This is a genomic window from Microbacterium keratanolyticum (genome assembly GCF_016907255.1).
GTDB lineage: Bacteria > Actinomycetota > Actinomycetes > Actinomycetales > Microbacteriaceae > Microbacterium > Microbacterium keratanolyticum.
In genome coordinates, this window is record NZ_JAFBBQ010000001.1 from 1,120,428 (window position 1) to 1,139,321 (window position 18,894).

Annotated in this window: 13 protein-coding genes; 2 read left to right on the forward strand and 11 right to left on the reverse strand. The window is 67.7% G+C overall.

Annotation, left to right across the window (positions count from 1 at the left end; all coding sequences use genetic code 11):
- Positions 1-20: 20 nt before the first annotated feature.
- From JOD62_RS05360 to JOD62_RS05390, 7 genes are all read right to left on the reverse strand, one after another.
- Positions 21-6,062 carry an Ig-like domain-containing protein gene (locus JOD62_RS05360; RefSeq protein ID WP_239526563.1) on the reverse strand — a complete coding sequence of 2,014 codons (6,042 nt, stop codon included), beginning with the start codon at positions 6,060-6,062 and terminating at the stop codon, positions 21-23.
- A gap of 192 nt (positions 6,063-6,254) precedes the next feature.
- Complete coding sequence (locus tag JOD62_RS05365; protein ID WP_204938290.1) at positions 6,255-7,298, reverse strand: NAD(P)-dependent alcohol dehydrogenase; 1,044 nt, start codon at positions 7,296-7,298, stop codon at positions 6,255-6,257.
- Positions 7,295-7,903, reverse strand: a complete 609-nt coding sequence (locus tag JOD62_RS05370; protein WP_204938291.1) for a DNA-3-methyladenine glycosylase I — start codon at positions 7,901-7,903, stop codon at positions 7,295-7,297. Before JOD62_RS05370 ends, JOD62_RS05365 begins: the two co-directional genes overlap by 4 nt.
- 48 nt (positions 7,904-7,951) lie before the next feature.
- Entirely contained in the window at positions 7,952-9,994 is a 2,043-nt protein-coding gene (locus JOD62_RS05375; RefSeq protein WP_204938292.1) for an acyl-CoA dehydrogenase family protein, read from the reverse strand.
- Between the two features lie 132 nt (positions 9,995-10,126).
- Positions 10,127-11,236: an HTTM domain-containing protein gene (locus JOD62_RS05380; RefSeq protein ID WP_204938293.1), complete on the reverse strand. Its 1,110-nt coding sequence runs from the start codon at positions 11,234-11,236 to the stop codon at positions 10,127-10,129.
- Complete coding sequence (locus tag JOD62_RS05385; protein WP_204938294.1) at positions 11,233-12,006, reverse strand: DUF5819 family protein; 774 nt, start codon at positions 12,004-12,006, stop codon at positions 11,233-11,235. Before JOD62_RS05385 ends, JOD62_RS05380 begins: the two co-directional genes overlap by 4 nt.
- 51 nt (positions 12,007-12,057) lie before the next feature.
- A complete protein-coding gene (locus tag JOD62_RS05390) occupies positions 12,058-12,411 on the reverse strand; it encodes an ArsR/SmtB family transcription factor (protein WP_204938295.1) in 354 nt (117 codons plus the stop codon).
- An 86-nt stretch (positions 12,412-12,497) separates the two neighbouring features.
- On the opposite strand from JOD62_RS05390, the gene JOD62_RS05395 reads away from it, so the two are divergent.
- The gene (locus JOD62_RS05395; protein WP_204938296.1) at positions 12,498-13,820 is read left to right on the forward strand and encodes an FAD-dependent oxidoreductase; all 1,323 of its coding nucleotides are present in this window, start codon (positions 12,498-12,500) and stop codon (positions 13,818-13,820) included.
- Positions 13,821-13,867: 47 nt separating this feature from the next.
- Here JOD62_RS05395 and JOD62_RS05400 read toward each other — a convergent pair whose 3' ends face one another.
- The 4 genes from JOD62_RS05400 to recQ form a co-directional block, all read right to left on the reverse strand.
- The gene (locus JOD62_RS05400) at positions 13,868-14,272 is read right to left on the reverse strand and encodes an arsenate reductase ArsC (RefSeq protein WP_204938297.1); all 405 of its coding nucleotides are present in this window, start codon (positions 14,270-14,272) and stop codon (positions 13,868-13,870) included.
- 16 nt (positions 14,273-14,288) lie between these two features.
- Positions 14,289-15,272, reverse strand: a complete 984-nt coding sequence (locus JOD62_RS05405) for a metalloregulator ArsR/SmtB family transcription factor (protein WP_204938298.1) — start codon at positions 15,270-15,272, stop codon at positions 14,289-14,291.
- Positions 15,269-16,408 carry an ACR3 family arsenite efflux transporter gene (gene arsB, locus JOD62_RS05410; RefSeq protein WP_204938299.1) on the reverse strand — a complete coding sequence of 380 codons (1,140 nt, stop codon included), beginning with the start codon at positions 16,406-16,408 and terminating at the stop codon, positions 15,269-15,271. Before arsB ends, JOD62_RS05405 begins: the two co-directional genes overlap by 4 nt.
- Positions 16,409-16,484: 76 nt before the next feature.
- The gene (gene recQ / locus JOD62_RS05415) at positions 16,485-18,494 is read right to left on the reverse strand and encodes a DNA helicase RecQ (RefSeq protein WP_204938300.1); all 2,010 of its coding nucleotides are present in this window, start codon (positions 18,492-18,494) and stop codon (positions 16,485-16,487) included.
- Between the two features lie 88 nt (positions 18,495-18,582).
- Here recQ and JOD62_RS05420 point away from each other — a divergent pair, with 88 nt between their 5' ends.
- Entirely contained in the window at positions 18,583-18,894 is a 312-nt protein-coding gene (locus JOD62_RS05420; protein WP_204938301.1) for a GNAT family N-acetyltransferase, read from the forward strand.

Consider the following 18,894-nt stretch of genomic DNA (forward strand, 5'->3'; position numbering starts at 1 on the left):
CTCTGGGTAGCCGGGGCGGGCTACCAGTAGACGGGTTCGGTCACGGAGGGGTTTCCGCCGATGATGCGCACGGACTTGTTTCCGGCGTAGCCGTTGTAGCAGTTCAGTTCGACCCGCCCGTTGGACGGGATGTGCACCTTGTATCCGGCATTCGTGCCGAAGACGGCTCCGTTGTTCATGCACTCGATGTTGTAGTCGCCGCCCTGGAAGGCGTCGTTCGTGTTGATCACGAGCTTGTAGCAGCCGCTGCCGGAGCATCCGCTCACGAACGATCCCTTGGAGGTCCAGGCGCGGGGCACCGGCGGATCATTGGTACGGGCGGAAGCGGATGCCTCGTTCGACCACTGCCCCTCGGTGTCCATCGCCCGCACGCGGATGCTGTGCGTCTGCTGGTACCCGTTGCCGACGGTGGTCGTGCCGTCACGGCCCACGTTCTGCCAGCCTCCGCCGTCGACGCTGATCTGCATCACCTGGATGCTGCGACCGTTGTCTGCGGGAGCCGACCAGCCGAGCGTGACCGTGGTGCCGTTGTTCCTCGCCGAGGCGCCCGGTGTGTTGACCGGACCATAGGGGATGAGCGCCTTGGTTCCGCTGGAGGAGGGTCCTGGCTGCGATTCCTGCCCGCCGACGACCGAGTATGCGCGTACCCGGATCACGTTCGATGAGCCGTTGCCGGCGTTGATGCGCGTGCCGTCCCAGTTGCGGCTGAACGTACCGCCGTTGATGCTGTACTCGTAGCGGATCTCGCTGGCACTCGCACCGTTGGCGTTGCTCAGGCTGTAGGACACCGTCACGTAGCCGTTGTTCTCGGTCGTGCCCGTGATCGTCGGCGCGCCGGGGCTGCCGAACGCACGGAGCGGAGCGGATGCTGCGCTCCACTCGCCCCATCCGGCCTTGTTGCGGGCGCGCACCAGGAACGTGTAGTCGGTGGTCGACGTTGCGACGGTCACAGCCTGCGACCGTGCGGTGCCCGTGGAGATCGTCGTCACATGTTCTCCACCGCGCATCACCTGCAGCTGATACTCGGCGATCGCGTCGCCGTTCTGCGGGGCGGCCGCCCAGCTCACGTTCATCTGCGCCTGGCTGCCGACGGACGGAGCCGTCGATGCGGAGGGCGCGCTCGTTGCCCCGGGAGGCCCGGCAGGAATCTCGCCGGCCGACCACGCGCTCCACGCGGAGGGCTCGGGAGCCCGGTTGTGAGCGCGCACGCGTACCTGATAGTCCGCACCGTTCTCCAGCCCCTCCCAGGTGAGGGAGTTGCCGGTGACGCCGACCTTCTCGGCAGAACCCGACGGCGGTGCCGGCGAGATCTGCAGTGTGTAGCTCTCGACCGGCGATCCGGGTGTCGTCGGTGTCGTCCAGCTGACCGCAAGCGAGCGATCCCCGAACTTCAGCGTCGGAGGTACCGGGGTGTCCGGACGGGCATCGGGACGGGCGACGGCGGACGCCGGCGAGGCCGGCGAGTCACCGACCTTGTTCGTGGCGACGACGGTGAATGCGTACTCGACGTTGTTGGTCAGTCCGTCGAGCGTGCACGTCGTCGACGTGCACTTCTTCGTGTACGGAGAGGTCACCGAGGTGACCGTGTACTCCGTGATCGGCGCACCGTTGTTCGCGGGTGGGCTCCAGGACAGCACGACGGTGCGATCCTGCACGCTCGCGACGGTCGGCGTACCCGGAGCATCCGGAATACCCTGCACCGTCAGCTTGACCTGCCCATCGACCTCGCGGTCGGGGTCCTTCGTGGCGTCCTGGATGCGATAGCTCACCGTCATCGCACCGAAGAAGGTCGGGCCAGGGGTGACCAGCAGTCGATCCCCGTCGACGGTCACCTCTCCTTCACCCGTCTCGACCACAGCGCTCCGGATCTTCAGCGGCGTCTCCGGGAACGGATTCACATCGTTCTTGAGGACATCGACGGGAATCTGCTTGCCCTGGTCCGCTTCCGGAACCGTGTCGGTGTTCGCCGTGGCCAGCGGACGTGTCGAGGCGGTGACGGTCACCGCGATGCTGCCCGTGACCGGTGCAGTCTCGCCGTCCGTCACGGTCAGGTTGACGGTCGCCGCAGACCCCTTCGGCGTGCTCGAAGATGCCTCGACGTGGAGGACCGAGCCCTCCAAGCGCGCCTTGAATCCCGCGGGCATCGAACCCGTGAGCGCGAACTTGTGCTTGCCCTTGTCATCCGGGTCGGGGTCGCTCGTCATGGGAGCTAGGTCCAGCGTGACCGCGGCCTCGCCGGGGGCGACACTCATCGCCCCGTTCGTGAACACCGGCGGCTGGTTGTCGGGCGGCAGCACCGTGATCGGCAGCGTCAGCGTCGCCTTGCGGCCCTCCGGGTCATCCGGTCCGGTGCCGTCGGTCACCTCGAACGTCAGCGCATCCTCACCGAAGTAGCGATCGCGCGATGTGTACACGAGAGTGCGCTCGTCCTGGATCAGATCGGCGCCGTTGCTGTTGACGGCGCTCACCTTGGCGGCTTCGGTCAGGATGACCGCACCGCCGTCGAAGCCGTTGACGTAGTCCGCCAGCGGAATCTTCACGGTCTCGCCGCTCTTGACCTCCAGCGGCTTCGTCGACGCGAGTGTCGGCGCGAGCTCCGAGATCGCGGGCACGAAGATGAAGGCGGAGGTCGCCTGGTCGTCACGGTCGGTGATCGTGTAGCGGAGCAGCTGGCGCTCGGGGCCGACGGTGACCTCGATCGTGCGATCGTCGAGGATGGTCGCGGCGGAGTCGACCTCGAGCGCGAGGTCATCGACCGTGCCATCCGGGTCTTCGTCGTTGGTGAGCACGTCCACCGCGACGGTCATCTCTTCCGTGATGTCTTCCAGCGCGATGCGATCGTCGCGTGCGATCGGCGCGAGCAGAGGCACCTCTTCATCGACCGTGATCTGCAGCACCGCTGTGGCGCGCGCGCCCTTGGAATCCGAGATCGTGTACTGCAGGGAGGTCTCGATCTCTCGATCGGGAACCGTCACCAGGACACGGTCTCCGGAGACCTTCGCAGACAGCCCGTCGACGTCGGGAACCTCGAGCCCGTTCTTCACGAGCGCGGGAGTCTCGCCTTCCGGGTCGGAGTCGTTCGCGAGCACGGCGACCGCCACGGTGCGCCCCGGGCGTACCGTGATCGAATCCTTCACGGCGTACGGGGCCTGGTTCGCCTCGTCACCCGGCGCGATGCCGACCCGGATCGTTCCCGTGGCCTCCTGGCCGAGACGGTCGCGGACCCGGTAGGTGAAGCTGTCGACGCCAGACGATCCCTCGAAGGCCTGGTACACGAGGAAGTTCGTGCCACCCATCTCGACCTTGCCCTTGCGGGGGGCGGAGTCGTGACCGATGAGCTCGACCGAGTCTCCGTCCGCATCGATGCCGTCCAGCGGCACGGCGATCCGCACGCTCGAACCGCTCAGCGCACGCACGGTGATGTCGCGCGGGCGCGGCGCGGCGTTGTTCTCCAGGTCGACCGGAAGCACCTGGATCGTGATGTATCCCGCGTCCTTCTGGCCCATCGAATCGACGACCTCGTAGGTGGCGTAGACGGTTCCCGGGGTGTCGCTCGCACGGAACCGCACCTGGTCCTGAGAGACGAAGGCCTCGCCGGCCTCGGGGTCGACGAGAGGCTCGACGAGCTCGGGGCTCACGTGCATGGCGTCGCCGTTGGGGTGCGCGTCATTGCGGAGCACCGGAATGGTCACGACGTCGCCGACGCGCACGACCGCCTGGTCGTCATTCGCAATGGGCGGGAGCATCTTCTCCGGCGCCGCGATGGGGATGACGATCACATCGCCCTCCGCACTGGCGGAGCCGTTCGAGATGCGATAGCTGATACGCACCTGCTCATCGAGCGCGCCCTGGTCGGTGATGCGCAGGCTCTCATGGTTGAGCACCGAGACAGAGATGCCGCTGTTCGGCGGTACCGTCACGGACTGCACGACGAGGATGCCGCCGGAGGGCTCGGTGTCGTTTCCGAGCACGTTCACGAGCACGGATCCGCCCGCGGGCACGAGCGCCACGTCACGCACGGCGACCGGCGGCAGATCGGTCTCGCTTGCGTCCTGCACGTCGACGCGCACAAGGCCGGGGACCGCGTTGGGGCCGGCGCTGACGAGGTACTGCACGTAGTAGACGCCCGCGGTCGGAGACTCGAAGGTGAACGACTTGTTCGGGAAGTCCGGCACGATCGTCGCACCCGCGACCTCGTCGAGTCGGGCGAGACGCAGCGGCTCGCGGCCCGAGCTCGTGTCGTTGGCAAGCGGCGCGATCGTGATCGCCTCGCCGACACGTGTCACGAAGTGGTCTGCGTTGGTCTTGGGAACCGTCGATCCGACGGGACGCACGTCCAGGCGCAGCACACCCGTCTCGACACTGCCGAGCCCGTCTGCGACGACGATGTTGATGTCTTTCCGCCCCTGCAGGCTGGCCACCGCACGGTAGGTCAGCTGACCGTCGGTCGTGAACTCGACCTCGTCACCCGGAGCGGCCTCAACCGCCTTCAAGTAGATGTCGTCGCCGTCGGGGTCGATCCAGTCCGGCAGGACGTTGTACGAGACCGTTCCGCCCTCTTCCACCGCGAGCGTCGTGGTGCGACGCTGGTCCGGTGCGGAGTTCGTCTCCCAGTCGTGCACAGATACGGTCGCCGTCGCGGAGGCCGTTCCGCCCCGCCCGTCATCGATGTTGTAGGTGAACGACGCGCTGCCGGTGGCGTCTTCCTCTGTGGAGAGCTGAAGGGACCCGCCGTTCTGGATCGTCTGCACGGTGCCGAGCCCGAGTTGCGGCTCCGGGACGGTCGCGACCAGCACGTCACCATCAGCATCCGTGTCGTTGTCGAGCACGGGAAGCAGCGTCGAACGGCCCGGCCGCACACCGAACTCGTCATCGGTCGCGACGGGAGGAGTGTTGATCTCACTGCGCTCAGGAAGCGTCGTCTCGACGGTCTCTTCCGTGGTGCGCTCGTCGTCTTCGGCCTCACCGTCGGGCGGGGTGATGTCGTTCCAGTTGTCGACCTGCTGGAGGCTCTCGGTGGCCATCCATGCGGCGCCCGAGACCACGTCGTTGAGCACGACCACATCGCGGTTCACTCGGAATCGGAGCTCCGCGTCGTCTTCGAGACCGTCGATGTCGGTCTGCAGGTCGGATGCGTCGCCGAGGCAGTCGCGGATGAACTTGCCCGACTCGCTCCATGCGCCGTAGGTGCAGCCCTTGAGCGTGACAGGAGCCGCAGGCACGCCCTGCGCACCGGAGCTGCGTTCGACGATCTCTGCGCCACCGTCGAAGGGCACCGTGAGAAGTTGACTGTTCGTGGCCACCGCGACCGACTCACCGGCGCTGGACGGCTGCTGCAGCACCGCATCTGCGGCGTTCTCGAGCGGCGTGCTGAATCCGCCGGAGGCGAGCAGCACGCCGGCCTCCTTGTCGAGAACCACAGGGCGCGTGCCCACCGCGGTGATCGTCGGCGCGGCGTTCTCCGCGATCGCGACGCCCTCGGCAGCGAGATCCAGCGGCTCCCCCTGAGGGTCGACCGGAACCGTGATGAGCTCGCCGTTCGTCGGCGAGATGCCGTACACCGAGCCGTCCGTGCCGACCGTGACATCAGCGTTCTTTCCGAGGACGGCGATCGGTTCTGCGGCCTTCGCCTCGAATCCGGCGAGCCCCGACGCAGGCACGACCCAGAGGTTTCCCTTCTCGGGTTCAAGAATCGCGACGGTCTTCGCACCGAGCGCGACCTTCGCACCGCCGGGAATCGACGCGCTGTCGGTCAGCGCGACGCGAGCGGGATCGATGACTGTCGCCGCCGAGGCGCTGCGGTCGACCACGACGACCGTCGGACCCGCCTGAAGAATGTCGTACGAGTCGCTCGTCGTGCGCAGCCCGCCGTCGAGGAGACGGGACTCGTTGTTGAAGTGACCGACGAGAAGACTGTCGTTCTTGGTGATCCAGACGCCGCCGTCATGCAGATCGACCTCTGCGGTCGGGAGCCCTTCGTAGACCATCGCCATGGTGGTGATCGCGACTGCGACCGCCGTCACGCCCGCCGCAGACGCCAGCGTCTTCGGACGCGCACGCATCCACGCGAATGATTTCACAGCGGGTCCCCCCTGGGCCTATGTGTGTCTCTACCTCGGACGCTCACACACGCGGGGGCTCGCCCCTCGGGTGGGCGCACGAAAGCTCGATTCATCCTAACCACGACACGCGGAGACCCCGAATGGGGACAAATACCCATCTGCCCCGAGCCCGCGTCCCGCCGCTTCGGCGTGTTAGCGCATGCTGGCGATGTCGATCACAAAGCGGAACCGGACGTCGGAGGCGAGCACGCGCTCGTACGCCTCGTTGATCGCCGATGCGTCGATCGTCTCGATCTCGGCCGTTATGCCGTGCTCGGCGCAGAAGTCGAGCATGTCCTGGGTCTCGGGGATCCCGCCGATGTTCGACCCTGCGAGTGAGCGCCGGGCGGCGATCAGCGACGAGACGTTGAAGGACTGCGCCTCCGGCGGCGCGCCCACGCACACGAGCGTGCCGTTGGTGTCGAGCAGTCGGAGATACGTGTCAAGGTTCAGCGGCGCGCTGACCGTGTTGATGATGACGTCGAACGAGCGGCGGATCTCACGCAGCGACTCCGCGTCGCTCGTCGCGTAATAGTGATCGGCGCCGAGACGCAGCCCGACGTCTTTCTTGCTCAGCGTCTGCGACAGCACCGTGACTTCGGCGCCCATCGCGTGGGCGATCTGCACCGCCATGTGACCGAGGCCACCGAGACCGATTACGGCAACCCGGCTTCCGGGGCCGACCTTCCAATGGCGCAGCGGAGAGTACGTCGTGATCCCCGCGCACAGAAGAGGGGCGGCGCCGTCGAGCGGCAGCGCGTCGGGAATGCGCAGCACGAAGCCCTCGGTGACGACGACCTGCGTCGAATAGCCGCCCTGCGTGACGGTGCCGTCTCGGTCGATCGCCCCGTACGTTCCCGTCGCGCCCACACGACAGTACTGCTGCTGACCGGCCAGGCACTCCGCGCATTCGCCGCAGGAGTTGACGAGGCATCCGACACCGACGCGGTCTCCGACGGCGAACCGCGTGACCTCGGCGCCCACTTCTGCGACCGTGCCCGCGATCTCATGGCCCGGCGCGAGCGGGTAATGCTGCGGGCCCCAGTCGCCGCGCACGGTGTGGATGTCGGAGTGGCAGATGCCCGCATAGGCGATGTCGATGCGGACGTCGAGCGGACCGAGCGCTCGACGCTCGATCGTGGTCTTCTCGAGCGGCGCACCTTCGGCAGGCGCGGCGTATGCGGTGACGGTGGTCATGGTGTCTCCTCAGAATCGGATGCGGTCGGCTGCGGCGTCACGCGCCAGCATCCGTCGAAATGATCGTCGACCATGCCCGCGGACTGCATGAGCGCGTACATGGTCGTGGGGCCGACGAACCGGAATCCCCGCGCGCGCAGGGCCTTGCTCATCGCCGTGGACTCCGGGGTCACCGCTGCAACATCGTCCATAGAGCGGGGGCGGGGACGGGAAGCATCCGCGGGCGCGAACGACCACAGCAGGGCATCGAGCTCACCCTCGGGCATCTCGCGCACGATGCGAGCGTTGCCGATCGTCGCCTCGATCTTGGCCCGATTGCGCACGATGCCCGCATCAGCCATGAGCCGTTCGATGTCGTCGTCGCCGAAGGCGGCGACGACATCCGGGTCGAAGCCCGCGAACACCTCACGGAACCGAGGGCGCTTGCGCAGGATCGTGATCCACGAGAGACCTGCCTGGAAACCCTCGAGCGACAGCTTCTCGAACAGCGCGCGGTCGCCGCGCAGCGGCTGGCCCCACTCTTCATCGTGGTAGCGCTGGTACTCCGGATCGGCACCGACCCACGAACAGCGGGCACGCCCGTCGGCAACCAGAAGCGAAGTCATACCCTCAGCGTACGCACGGGCCCCGACATCCGGGACCCGTGCGTGCCGTCAGGACTTCTTCTTGAGCTTCTTCTCCTGCACCGGCGCGGTGCCGGATGCCTCGAGGTCGGCATAGTACGCACGGGCCTGATCCTGGCGCTCACGCTCGATCCCTGATGCGATGGGGGCGCGCACATGCTCGGGCTCATAGCCGAAGGCATCCACGAGATCGAGAGCGTGCGGACGCAGACGCTGCGCGAGGCGGTCGATGTAGCGAGACACCGCGCCGGCGCGCTGCGCGGAGAGGCGGCCGTTGATGAGGTACCAGGCCAGGTGCTTCTCGATCAGCTGCAGACCGAAGAGGTCGCGCAGCCAGGTCATGACCTGCTTGGTGTCGGCGTCGTCGATCGCGTGGACGGCATCCGTGAACGCCTCCCACTGCAGCAGCTCGCCGTGTGCGCGGGCGGCCTCGATGAGCTCGGCCTGGTTCTCGTTGAAGAGCTTCTCGCCGAGCACCTTGTCTTTGCCGGCGGGGCGCAGGCGCCCGGCGATGTCGGCGACCATCTGCTGCACGCGATCGGCAAGCAGCTCGTGCTGCTGCTCTTCGCGCAGCCCGAACTCGACTGAGCGTGCCGTCGAACCGAGGTCGGCGACAGCCTGACCGAACTGGCGAAGCCCCGCGCCGTGGAACACCTTGCCCGCGGTCTGGCCGACGGCGTACTTGGCGAGCGCCGCAGCATCCTTGCCCTTGAACTGGCTCGCGAAGTCCTGCAGCAGGCGCTTGCCGACCAGCTGCAGCAGCACGTTGTTGTCACCCTCGAAGGTGACATAGATGTCGAGGTCGGCACGGAGACCGACAAGGCGGTTCTCGAACATGAAGCCCGCACCACCGCACGCCTCGCGCGCCTCCTGCAGTGTGTCGAGAGCGTGCCACGTCGACAGCGGCTTGAGCGCTGCTGCCAGCGTCTCGAGGTCTTCGCGGTCCTGCGGGGTGTCGGTGCGGCCCGAGAAGACACCGTCGAACTTCTGCAGGAACTCATCGTGGGCGAAGATCTGCGCGTACGTCGTCGCCAGACGTGGCAGCAGACGGCGCTGGTGCTTGCCGTAGTCCAGCAGCACGGTCTCCTGGCCGTCGGCGCCGGTGAACTGACGGCGCTGGCTCGCGTAGGTGATCGCGATGTAGAGGCCGAGAGCGGATGCCCAGGAAGATGCGCCGTCGAGAGAGACACGTCCCTGCACGAGCGTGCCGAGCATCGTGAAGAAACGGCGTCCGGGGCTGTCGATGTCGCTCGTGTACGTGCCGTTCTCGTCGACGTTGCCGTAGCGGTTCAGCAGGTTGGTGCGCGGAATGCGCACGTGGTCGAACGACAGACGACCGTTGTCGATGCCGTTCAGGCCGCCCTTGAGGCCGTCGTCCTCCCGTCCGATGCCGGGCAGGTCGTTGCCGTCCTCACCGCGCAGCGGCACATAGAAGCAGTGCACACCGTGGTTCACGCCGTTCGTGATGAGCTGCGCGAACACGGTCGCCGCGATACCGTGCAGGGCCGCGTTGCCGAGGTACTCCTTCGTCGCACCGCGGAACGGCGTGTGGATGACGAACTCGTCCGTCTCCGGATCGTACGTCGCGGTCGTGCCGACGGACGCCACGTCCGAGCCGTGCCCGATCTCCGTCATCGCGAAGGCGCCGGGGATCGAGAGATCCATGATGCCCGGCAGCCACTTGTCATGGTGCTCGCGCGTGCCGAGCTGCGACACTGCCGAGCCGAACAGTCCCCACTGCACGCCCGACTTGATCTGCAGACTCGGATCGGCGAGCACCAGCTCTTCGAATCCCGCGATGTTCGCGCCGTTGTTCTCATCCCCGCCGAAGCGCTTGGGGAACGCCCGATGCACGGCCCGGTTCTCGACGAGCAGGTGCATCTGCGCGAGAACGCGCTCGCGGTGCGCATCCTTGTCGAGCGAGTCATCGCGCCAGAACGCTGAGTCCTTCACCAGGGCACGCGCCTCGCGGCGGGTGTCCGCCCAGGTGCCGAGCAGAAGCTCGTTGACGCGCGCGACATCGATCGTCGGGGTGTGCTCGACGGATGCGGGGCGGACGGCGGTGTCGACCATTGCGGTTCCTCTCAGGAGACTTCGGGATCACTCTGATCGTAGGTCTGCCACAACTCCGGGCGAACTCGGGTGTAGAGGTGCAACAACGCCCCGTGGGCACGGATGCCGCCCACGTTGTCATCTCACGACAGTTCACGCCTCCGCAGGGACGCGCTCGCGGGGAGGTGCGCCGGGAGCGCGTGTGGTCGCATCCGCGGCATCCGGCGGAGCATCCCCAACGTTGGGCGGAGCATCCCCGGCATCCGGCGCGGCTCGCCTCGTCAGCCGTCGCCAGCGCGCGCCCAGCCACTCCTGCACTTTCACCCAGCTGCTCTCGCGGATGAAGATCATGTCGCTCGCGATCATCACGAGCGAGAAGAAGGGCAGGGCGAGCAGTACGCCGATGCCCGCGTGCATCCCCGTGATGCCGATGAGCGCGATGATGCGCGTCCAGCGGTTGAGCAGCAGCAGCGGGAACAGCAGCTGCAGATAGACACTCGCCCACGACGCGAGATACACGACGGGCGTCATCTGCCAGACGAGCTCGTTGAGCCACGGAACGAGGGTGAGCTCATCCAGCCGCAGCGGGTAGTAGACGGCGACGCCGACGACCCAGGTGCTGCCCTGCAGCTTCCACAGCGCCGACGAGATGTAGATCGCGAACACCTGGAACGCGATCAGCATCACGGCGGTGTTGTTGAACAGGTGCGGCGCCCAGCGGGGCAGCGGCCAGAGCTGCAGTCCGCGGATCCGCAGCGCCGGTGACACCGGCGCATCCTCTCCCCTGCGCGCGCGACGCCGCGCGTCGAGCGACCACCGGCGGGAGAGATCCGCGAACAGCAGAAAGATCAGCATGATGCGGAAGGTCTGGTAGTGCCCCGAGTTCGTGACGACCGGGTTGAGCGTGCTGAACCCGAGCCACAGATAGACGAACAGCGGCGAGACGATGCGCATACGCCAGCCGAGCGTGTACGCCACCGCGACGGCGGCGAGCAACGCCGTCTTCGCATAGAGCACCGGGTCGGAGTCGGCGCGGTCGAACGGGAACGGCAGCGGCCAGGGGTAGTCATTGACCGAGGAGGTCGTGCTGAGGGGTCCTGACCAGGCCGCACCCTCACCGAAGGTGTAGCTGAGGTACGGCGCGTACAGCGCGAGGATCAGCACCGTCATGCCGCCGAACACGATGCGCATGATGGCCAGGCCATGGCTGGCGCGATAGTCGTCGAGCAGCCAGGCCAGACCTCGCGAGAGGAGAGCGGTCATCGCAGCGTCGCCTCCTCCGGAGCCGAGGCGTACCAGGCGCGGAAAGCGCGGGCGAACTGCTCGCTGTTCTGCCCCGGGAAGACGATCGGCTCGCGCCATCCGGTGTTCGTGTAGCTGGATGCCGGCCTCTCGGCTCCCTCGACCATGCGATCGTTCCACCGCACGACCGGGTCGTAGACGACGCGCGTCTGGACCGCGACGACGTCGGCGTTCTCGCCCCACAGCGCCTCGGCCGCCTGCGTCGCGTAGGCGAGGATGTAGTCGCCGGAGGTCATGTACTCCGAGATGTTCTGGCCGCCCTCCGACAGCGCCTGGGCGAACTCGCCCCGGCCGCCGGTGCCGTCTCCACGGAAGTCGCGTGCCGCGACCTCCTGCTGCTCCGGAGTGAGGGCGCGGTGTGCGGCCATGAAGCGCTCGGCCCCGATGATCGTGGACTGCTTGCGCAGCACTCGCCGATATGGCTCAGCCAACTCGACCGCCGTCGCGTTGACCCACGGCGACATGGTCTCGCCAGAGGCATCCCTCGTGATCGCACGGAACCACAGCTCGCGATCTTCGCTCGCCGGATTCGGGGCGAAGATGCGGTAGTTCTGCACGAAGAGCGGGCGCGTGTACGCATCGGCGGCGGCACCCGGGAGGCTGCCGTACTTGACCGCCGAATCGGGAACATTGACGACCGCCGTGAAGAACATGTGCACCGCGGCGAGCGCGAGCACCAGCACCGTCACGATGAGCGCGGGCACTGTGCGTCGCGTCGTCGTGGAAGGCATAGGGCGAGGGTAGTCGTTTCGGGCGGCATCCATAGGCGAGCTGTGGAGAACTCAGGATGCTGCGGCGATGAGGGCGCCGACAGCGTCGGAAAGTGCGCCCGTCGTCGGCCGGTAGTACGCCCAGCGCCCCCGCTGCTCACGCACGACCAGGCCGGCGTCTGCGAGCAGGCGAAGGTGATGCGAGACGGTCGGCTGGGACAGCCCGACGGGGTCGGTGAGATCGCAGACGCACATCTCACCCGAGCTGTTCGCGACAATCATCGACAGAAGCTTGACGCGGGTCGGGTCACCGAGCGCCTTGAAGACCCGAGCCACGTCCTGCGCGGCCACATCATCGATGACAGGCCCGGGCGGGCAGTCGCATCCCGCCAGTTCGGCCGAAATCGTCGCAGGAACCGTTGTCATCCATCCATCCTGCCTGACGCATTGACATCTGTCGATGCGTCATGAAGACTCAACACATCGAAGAACGTCTATGCGTGGAGGATGCAATGGAACCTGTCGTCGTCATCGGAGCCGGCCCCCAGGGCTTGGCCGCGGCCGCCCATCTGCGTGAGCGAGGGCTAGAGCCGCTCGTCCTCGAAGCAGGCGACGGCCCCGGTGCCGCGGTCGCCGAATGGGGGCACGTCCGGCTGTTTTCTGCATGGCCGGAACTCATCGATACCGCCGCTCGCCGCACCCTGGATCGGACAGGGTGGACGGCTCCCGAGAAGGGGTATCCGACCGGCCGCCAGTGGGTCGACACCTACCTCGCCCCACTCGCCGAAGCGCTGGGTGACCGCGTGCGCTATGGATCGCGCGTCGTCGGCGTGGGGCGCAGAGGGCGTGACCTGTCGGTCGACGCCGGCCGCGCAGACGAGCCTTTCGTCGTACATGTGCAGCGCGCCGATGGCGAAGCGCGGGTGCTGGCCAGCGCGGTGATCGACGCGTCCGGCACCTGGGCGCTTCCCAGCCCCGCAGGGGCCGACGGCGTCGTCGCCCTGGGCGAGCGGCAGGCCGCCGCGGCCGGGCTGCTGGAGTACCGGATGCCGTCGATGGAGGACCTCGCCGCTCTGGCCGGTCAGCACATCGTGGTCGTCGGCAACGGTCACTCGGCGGCGACGACGATCACCCTTCTCTCCCGTCTCGTGAGGCGCGCCCCCGACACGCGCGTGTCCTGGGTGCTCCGTCGCGGAAGCGCCGACAACGCCTTCGGCGGAGGTTCCGCCGACGAGCTCCCGGAACGCGGGGCGTTGGGCCAGCGGGCGAAGAAGGCCGTCGCTGACGGGCAGGTCGATCTGGTCACCGGTTTCCGCACGGAATCCGTGAACATCGTCGGCGATCAGGTGTCGCTCACCGCCGAAGACGGGCGCCGGATCGATCCCGCAGCCAAGGTGTTCGTCTCGACCGGATTCCGTCCGGACCTGTCCTTCCTCTCCGAGATCCGACTCGACCTGGACATGCGCCTGCAGGCGCCGGCGCGACTCGCCGCGGAGATCGATCCGAACCTGCACTCCTGCGGATCGGTCCGCGCGACGGGCGCCGCAGACCTCGCCCATCCGGAACCCGGCTTCTACATCGTCGGCGCGAAGTCCTACGGGCGAGCGCCGACCTTCCTTGCCATGACCGGATTCGAGCAGGTGCGCAGCGTCGTGGCGGCGATCGCCGGCGACCTCGAAGCAGCCGAGCGAATCGAGCTCGACCTCCCTGCGACCGGCGTATGCGGCGGATCCGGCCTGTTCGACGCTCCCGACGAAACCACCGATTCAGGAGCATGCTGCACTCCCGCGCCGCAGCTGATCCCACTCGGCAGCCCGTCGCTGTCTGCTCGATAGCCCCCAGCCACGAGTGCGGCGGCGATCGTCGGCGCCCTCGTCGTACGTCAGCCGAGCAGCTCCGCGATGAGGGTCTCGACGCGTCCTCTGATCTCGTCACGGATCGGGCGGACGGCATCGATGCCCTGCCCTGCGGGGTCGTCGAGCGTCCAGTCCTCGTAGCGGGTGCCGGGGAAGAACGGGCAGGCGTCCCCGCAGCCCATCGTGATGACGACATCCGACGCCTGAACGGCTTCGCTCGTGAGCACCTTGGGCTGCTCGGCCGTGATGTCGATGCCCTCTTCGCGCATCGCCTCGACCGCGATCGGGTTGATGTGCTCGGCGGGCATGGACCCCGCAGAGCGCACCTCGATGCGGTCACCCGCGAGATGGCGGAGATAGCCGGCGGCCATCTGCGAGCGGCCCGCATTGTGGACGCAGACGAAGAGCACGGAGGGCTGGGGAGCGTTCATGTTCGATTCACTTCTTTCAGGGGATGAGGGTGGCGAGCAGACCGCGGACACGGGCTTCGATGTCGTCTCGGATCGCATCGACGCCCTCGGGCGAGGCGAGCGCAGGGTCACCCACAGCCCACTCCTCGTAGCGGACCCCGGGGATGATCGGGCACACATCTCCGCAGCCCATCGTGACCACGACGTCCGCCGCGCGAACGGCGTCATCGGTGAGCGGCTTCGGGAACGCCGCATCCGCGTTCTGCTCCCCTTCGATGTCCACGAGGAGGGACCGCACCCGGGCGTGCACCTGGGTGGCCGGCGATGAACCCGCGGAGCGGGCAATGACGGCGCCACCGGAGAGCTGGTTGACGAGAGCGGCCGCGAGCTGCGAACGCCCGGCGTTCTGCACACAGACGAACAGCACCTGCGGGACGCCGTCGGATGACCTATCGCGCACGTGATCCGCCAGACGCTGTCGCGCGAAGCGCTCGGTGAGGGGAATCAGGTGGCCCGTGACCTTCGCGGAACGCACGAGCCCCGCGTAGGACTCACGGACGATCGCGATCACGAGATCCCGATGCAGGCCCGTCAGCTCGTCGGCGAGTTCTTCTCCCAATCGAGTCACGCGGGCGTCCCCGTCGCGCAGCGCCTCGACACGGGCGTTCGCGTCCTCCTGGGCGGCGGCGACCGCAGCCGGCGCGAACGCGTCGAGAAGCGCGGCGACAGCATGCTGCCTGCCTGGCGCGATTCGGTACCAGACCCAGGTTCCGCGCCGCTCCGAGAGCAGCATCCCCGTCTCCTTGAGCACCTTGAGGTGGTGCGACACGGTCGGTTGCGATACCTCGGCCAGCGCAGCGAGATCACAGACACAGGACTCGCCGCGCGGGTCGGTCGCGATCGCGGAGAGCATACGAAGGCGCAGCGGATCCGCGAGCGACTTCAGTGCCCCGGCGAGGACCGTCGCGACATCCGCGCCGATCGCGTGCGAGAGCGACGGGGTACACAAGTCGTCGGTCACGACGCACGCTCCTCGGTGGCGTAGGGGTCGGTCTGGAACCAGGCGCGCGCCATCCAGAGCGAGACGTAGACGAGGCCGACCAGCACGGGCACCTCGATGAGCGGGCCGACGACCCCGGCGAGAGCCTGGCCGGATGCGGCACCGAAGGTGCCGATCGCCACCGCGATCGCGAGTTCGAAGTTGTTGCCGGCGGCCGTGAAGGCCAGCGTCGTCGAGCGCGCGTAGGTGAGGCCGAGACCCTTGCCGAGCAACATGCCCGCGCACCACATCACGCCGAAGTACACGAGCAGCGGGAGGGCGATGCGAGCGACATCCAGCGGGTTCGAGGCGATCGCGTCGCCCTGCAGCGCGAACAGCAGCACGATCGTGAAGAGCAGTCCGTACAGTGCCCACGGGCCGATGGCGGGCAGGAACCTCTGCTCGTACCAGTCGCGGCCGCGGCGCTTCTCGCCGATCCAGCGGGACGCGAAGCCGGCGAGCAGCGGAACCCCCAGGAAGATCAACACGTTGAGCGCGATGTTCCCCACGGATACGTCGAGACCCTGCGTATCGAGCCCCAGCCATCCCGGCAGTACGGAGAGATAGAACCAGCCGAGCGCAGAGAACGCGACGACCTGGAAGACAGAGTTGATCGCGATGAGCACCGCGGCGGCCTCGCGATCACCGCAGGCCAGGTCGTTCCAGATGACCACCATGGCGATGCAGCGCGCGAGCCCGACGATGATGAGACCCGTGCGGTACTCCGGCAGGTCGGGCAGGAAGATCCAAGCGAGGGCGAACATCAGGGCGGGCCCGACCAGCCAGTTCAGCGCAAGCGAGGAGACGAGCATCTTCTTGTCGCCGGTGACCGCGGCGACCCTGTCGTAGCGGACCTTCGCGAGCACGGGGTACATCATCACGAGCAGGCCCAGCGCGATCGGCAGCGAGATGCCACCGACCTCCAGATGAACGAGCACATCGGAGAGCCCGGGGGCGAAGCGGCCGAGCAGGAGCCCGAGGACCATCGCGAGCCCGATCCACACCGCCAGCCACTTGTCGAGCGTCGACAGGCGCGCGGGCGTGATCGGCGTCGCCCCCGTCCTGGTGGCGGCAGTCCGCTCTGGCCGGAGCGCTCCCTGGCGCTGCTGATGAGACATGTATCTATATTGACAAGCGTCAATATAGATCGCAAACCTCGGCAGGGTCGTTCACCGAGCGTTCATCCGCTCGCGCCTACCCCTCGGCCGCGACCACCGCGAGAACAGCCTCACCGTAGGCGGCGCGCTTCTTCTCGCCGATCCCCGTGATGCCGCCGAGGGCGGCCAGCGAGACAGGGCGCGCTTCGGCGAGCGCGCGCAGCGTGGCATCGCCGAAGACGATGTACGCGGGCACACCGGCCTCCCGAGCGGTCTCCGCGCGCCACGCACGCAGCGCCTCGAAGAGCGGCCGGTCGGCGGCATCCAGAGCATCAGCCGCCGAACGCTTGCTGCCTGCCGTCTTCGCCCCCTTGCCGACGCGCGTGAGCACATCGCGCCGAAGCTGCACCGGAGTGGATCCGGACAGCACGCCCGCGCTCGCCTCGCTCAGGCCGAGCGTGCCGTACTCGCCCTGCGCCTGCATGAGTCCCTGCGCGAGCATCTGTCGCACGACACTGCGCCACTGCGCGTCCGAGAGATCGGCACCCAGGCCATAGGTCGAGAGCTCATCGTGGCGCATCGAGCGGATGCGTTCCGTGGATGCTCCTCGCAGGATGTCGATGAGATGACCGGCACCGAACGACTGGCGACGCTCACGCTGCAGACGCACGATCGTGGAGAGCAGTTTCTGGGCGGGGATCAGGCCATCCCAGCTCTCGGGAGGCGTGAGGCAGGTGTCACAGTTGCCGCATGGCTGCGCCTGCTGTCCGAAATAGCCGAGCAGGTTCTGACGACGGCAGGACACCGTCTCGCAGAGCGCGAGCATGGCGTCGAGGTGCTGGTTCTGGCGCTGCTTGATCGCACGGTCACCGTCACCCTGCTGGATGAAGCGGCGCTGCTGCACGACATCCGCAAGACCGTAGGCCATCCACGCCACGGATGGCTCACCGTCGCGCCCCGCGCGCCCGGTCTCCTGGTAGTAGCCCTCGACGGACTTCGGCAGGTCGATGTGGGCGACGAAACGCACGTCGGGCTTGTCGATGCCCATGCCGAACGCGATCGTCGCGACGACCACGACGCCGTCCTCACGCAGGAACCGCGCCTGGTTCTCGGAGCGCACCTCCGCGGGAAGACCGGCGTGGTACGGGATCGCGTCGATGCCCTGCTCGCGAAGGTACGTCGCGGTCTGCTCGACCGAGGAGCGGCTCAGCGCGTAGACGATGCCTGCGACGCCCTCGCCCTGCGAGCGGATGAAGGAGGTGAGCTGAGCGCGCACGTCGACCTTCGGGTCGATGCGGTACTGGATGTTGGGTCGGTCGAAGCTCGCGACGAAATGACGCGCCTCGGGCAGACGCAGCCGCTCTGTGATCTCGCGGTGCGTCTCGGCCGTTGCGGTCGCGGTGAGGGCGACCCGCGGAACCCCCGGGAACTTCTCGCCGAGGTCGCCGAGCGTCAGATAGTCGGGGCGGAAGTCGTGCCCCCACTGGGACACGCAGTGCGCTTCATCGATCGCGATGACGCTGAGGGTTCCCTGCTGAAGAAGCCGCACGGTGGCGGTGTTCGACAGCCGCTCGGGGGCGACATAGATGAGGTCGAGCTCACCCGCCAGGTACGCGCGTTCGACCTCCGCCCGCTCGGGAGCGGACTGCGTGGAGTTGAGGTAGGCCGCGCGCACACCGTTGGCGGTGAGAGCATCGACCTGGTCGTGCATGAGGGCGATGAGGGGGCTCACCACGAGGCCCGTACCCTCGCGCACCAGCGCCGGAACCTGATAGCAGACGCTCTTGCCGCCACCGGTCGGCATGAGCACGATCGCGTCGCCGCCGGAGACCAGCTGATCGATGATCGCGGCCTGGTCACCGCGGAACGAGTCGTAGCCGTAGACGGTGTGCAGGGCGTCGAGGGCGGTCGCGTAGCGCGCAGGCGCGGCAGCGCGGGGAGCGGATGCCGAAGGCACAGCCGTGAAGGACCTCGACCAGTCGAGCGGGGGCTCCCACCCGGCATCCGGTGGCGGCACCTCGTCATACTCTCCGGGTGCGTAGACATCGTCCAGAGGAGCATCCGGATAGGGCAGCCCCTCGTACGGATCGGAGGAGGGCTGCGTCATGCTTCCAGCGTAACCAGAGCAGGCGACATCGGTTCGGCCCCGATGTCTCCGATCCGTCGTAAGTTGGAACCAGAGGTGAAGGAGAGACATGAGCGACATCACGGTCACCCGCAACGACGAGGCTTCTCGCTACGAGATCCACCATGACGGCATTCTCGCGGGCTTCGCCGAATTCGATCTGCGCCCGGGCGCGATCCGCTTCATCCACACCGAGGTCGACCCGGCGTTCCAGGGCAAGGGCCTGGCCGGGCGCCTCGCCGCCGATGCGCTGGCCGATGCCGCCGCATCCGGCGAGACGATCGTGCCCCTGTGCCCCTACATCGCCAAGTACCTCACGACGCATGAGGTGCCGGGCGCGACCATCCGCTGGCCTGAGCACCGCGCGACTCCCGACGCCTGA